Annotated in this window: 3 protein-coding genes; all 3 read left to right on the top strand. The window is 59.6% G+C overall.

The annotated features are described in order from the left end of the window. The first annotated feature begins 461 nt into the window (after positions 1-461). Positions 462-1,049, top strand: a complete 588-nt coding sequence (locus tag AC3B8H_RS19860) for a hypothetical protein (protein ID WP_488443249.1) — start codon at positions 462-464, stop codon at positions 1,047-1,049. A gap of 323 nt (positions 1,050-1,372) precedes the next feature. Next, positions 1,373-1,777 (top strand): hypothetical protein, encoded by a 405-nt coding sequence (locus tag AC3B8H_RS19855; protein WP_488443248.1) that lies wholly within the window; start codon positions 1,373-1,375, stop codon positions 1,775-1,777. Positions 1,778-2,021: 244 nt separating this feature from the next. Continuing rightward, a partial coding sequence (locus AC3B8H_RS19850; RefSeq protein ID WP_488443247.1) for a cytochrome-c peroxidase occupies positions 2,022-3,138 on the top strand: 1,117 nt, incomplete at its 3' end.

Raw genomic sequence — 3,138 nt, 5'->3', positions numbered from 1 at the left:
ACCTATATTTGGCGCACCTTATCGCGTTGGACAGCCAAAAACTGACCCAGACCACCGTCAACGGCGTCGCCACCGCCTATCAATACAGCCCACAAGGCCACATCAACCAAATCGGCAGCCAAACCCTGACCTACGCCGCCGACCAACGCCTGACCGGCGTCCAGCCCGCGTAGGGCGCAATAACCAACGGGCATTACGCCGAATGATCGAAGGCCAACATACGGCGCAATACGGCTATTGCCTATTACGCCCTAAGGTCTTTGCCTCAACCGATCTTACCCATCAAACCAAATCATTCTTGTTAGGGTTTGGATTCTACATTGGGCCGGATAGTGAAACGAACAGTGGATACCAGTAACGAAACCTTCAAGGCCGTAAGGCGTAATCGGTAGGGCGTCAATAGGCGAAACCGTATTGCGCCGCATCGAATCGCTTACCAGTACGACGAATTGGGCCGGATAGTGAAACGTACCGTCGATACCAGTAGCGAAACCTTCAGTTACGACGCGCTGGGCCGGGTGACCCACCACAACAACCCGCTGGGCAATTTTGCCCAAACCTATCTCGGCGAAACTGGTCAATTAACCGGCCTGCAAGACAGCACGGGTAAGGTTGGCACGAGCTGGCAATACGATGACAACCAGCATGACCGGCGTCTGTTAGGCATCCAAAACAGTGGCGCCACGCGGAGCTACGGCTACGTCACCACGCCGGAAAACCGGATCAGCGAAATCAACGAAACCACGACCTTAAGCGGAAACTGGGCCGCCAAGGACTACACCTACGGCTACGACGACGCGGATCGGCTGACCTCGGTGGATGTCTCCAGCGGCGATCAATATGGCTATACCTACGACGCCGGCGACAACCTGACCTGCATCGACACGCCGAAAGGCAATGCCTCGATCGCGGTCAACGGCTTGAACCGAGGCCATAAGATGTGCCGGCTATGGGGTGCTGCCGTCGGGTGCACCGTTCGCGATCGTTGCGCCTCGCATGGTTCGGCGCAACTTATAGGCGATCATACCTTTTACGGCTGGCGGTTGTAGATCAATCAAAAGGCGTTCGTAAGAAAAACATCCGTCCACTGTTGGCCGATCGGCGCCGTTGGCCGGTGCCTCCCAAATACCCGGTCTAAGGTTTCCGGCGCAATAGCAGGGAGTGCGTGTCGAAAACCATTTGAACCCACCCAGGCACGCCCGCCGCGGCCAAACTCTGAAAATGCGCTTGATTGCAAGCTGGCACGGAAATTTCTAATTAGACCGGACACTCGCGGAAACCGCCGGATCAAGCGCGTTGGACGAGTGGCATTGTTTAGAAATCGAACATAGACATTGTTCATCTGCCTGCAATTCAAACACTCGCGCCACGAATGGATAATTTTAGATACCTGCGTATCGCGTTGGGCATGGTCTTGGCCCTGAGCATCTCCCCTTGTTCGGCGACCGACGCCCGCATCAGCGAAAAAGGCCTGTACCGGGTGAGTTGGCAAAGCTTGGCGCCGGAAGTGACGACCGACTTAATCCACGAGTGGCTATTGCATGTGGAAACCGCTGATCGGCGTCCGGCGGAGAATCTGATCATTACGGTTTCCGCCCACATGCCGGGACATGCGCACGGTTTGCCGACTCAGCCCAGGGCGACCGCATACCTCGGTAGCGGCGACTACCGGATCGCCGGCATGAAGTTTCAAATGAGCGGGGTTTGGTGGGTACGCTTCGATTTTTGGAGGAAGAACCGGCGCGACTGGGTGATCTTCGAGGTGCCGGTCAAATGAGCACCCCGTTCAAACCCGCGCTCGGCCGGGGCGATAACTCTGGTACCTTAGAAATTCTTACTCTGAAAGTCATGGTAGGAGCGACGCATCGTCGTGATTCGAAACGCCATCATCGCGACGATGCGTTGCTCCTACGAAACTGCATTTCATTTGCCGGGACGATTGCCAAGTCTTCATGAGCGTTAGCAACGAACCTCTTACCCGGAGACGGCCGCGCCCGGCCACGCGCTTGGCCGGCGGTTGGGTGCTGATCTTAGTATTGAGCACCGCCAACGCCGAGGCAGCCGATTCCGGAATCTGGAGTGAAAAAGAGCTGGCTACGTTGCGCTCGCTGACACTCTCCAGCCTGCCGCCGTTACCGGCCGATCCGTCCAACCGTTTCGCCGACGACCCGGCCGCGGCGGCGCTCGGGCGGCGCTGGTTTTTCGATAAAGGGTTCAGTTCGAACGGCGAAGTCGCTTGCGCCAGTTGCCACGATCCGGAGCGGAATTTTCAGGATGGGCGAGCCTTGGCGAAAGGCGTCGGCCGAACCAGCCGGCGCGCGATGCCGCTGGCGGGCATGGCGTACAGCCCGTGGCTGTTTTGGGACGGCCGCAAGGATAGCCAATGGGCGCAGGCGCTCGGCCCGCTGGAGAACCCGAACGAGCACAATCTGACTCGCGGCCGCTGCGCCAAATGGGTGTTGGCGCATTACCCGGCCGAATATCGCGCCGTGTTCGGCGAGCCGCCCGACCTGTCGGGGCTGCCGGATAACGCCGGCCCGTTGGGCGACCGGCGGGCGCGGCGGGCTTGGGCGAAACTCGACGACGCGGCGCGCGATGCCATCAATCGCGTGTTCGTCAATGTCGGCAAAGCCATCGCGGCTTTCGAGCGGCGCATCGTCTGGAATGAAACCCGGTTCGATGCCTACGCGCGAGCCCTGGCGGAGGGCGGTGCGGTCACGCCGGATAATTCGCTGGGCGCGGAAGAGATTGCCGGACTGAAACTGTTCATCGGCAAGGCCCATTGTGTCGAATGCCATCGCGGGCCGCTGTTCACCGATCTGGATTTTCACAATACCGGCGTGCCGGCTCGCTCCGGCTTGCCCAAGGATATGGGCCGTTTGGCCGGCGCGGACCAAGTCGTCGCCGACGAATTCAATTGCCTGGGCAGCTACAGCGACGCCGGTCCGGACCAATGCCGGGAGTTGAATTTCATCAACAGGGGCGAGCGGCGGTTGCTGCGCGCCTACAAACCGCCTAGTTTGCGCAATGTCGCGCAACGTCCGCCGTATATGCACGCCGGCCAATTCGCCAGCCTGGAAGCGGTGCTCAACCACTATAACCGAGCGCCGGCCGCCCCGGCCGGGCGCAGCGAAATCA

It is taken from the genome of Methylomonas sp. BG-2 (assembly GCF_057766305.1).
This window is presented reverse-complemented; position numbering and strand designations above follow the sequence as displayed.

Bases quoted from the DNA above. Each gene is read 5' to 3' on its own strand.
- AC3B8H_RS19855 (WP_488443248.1), top strand. From the start codon at position 1,373: ATGGATAATTTTAGATACCTGCGTATCGCGTTGGGCATGGTCTTGGCC.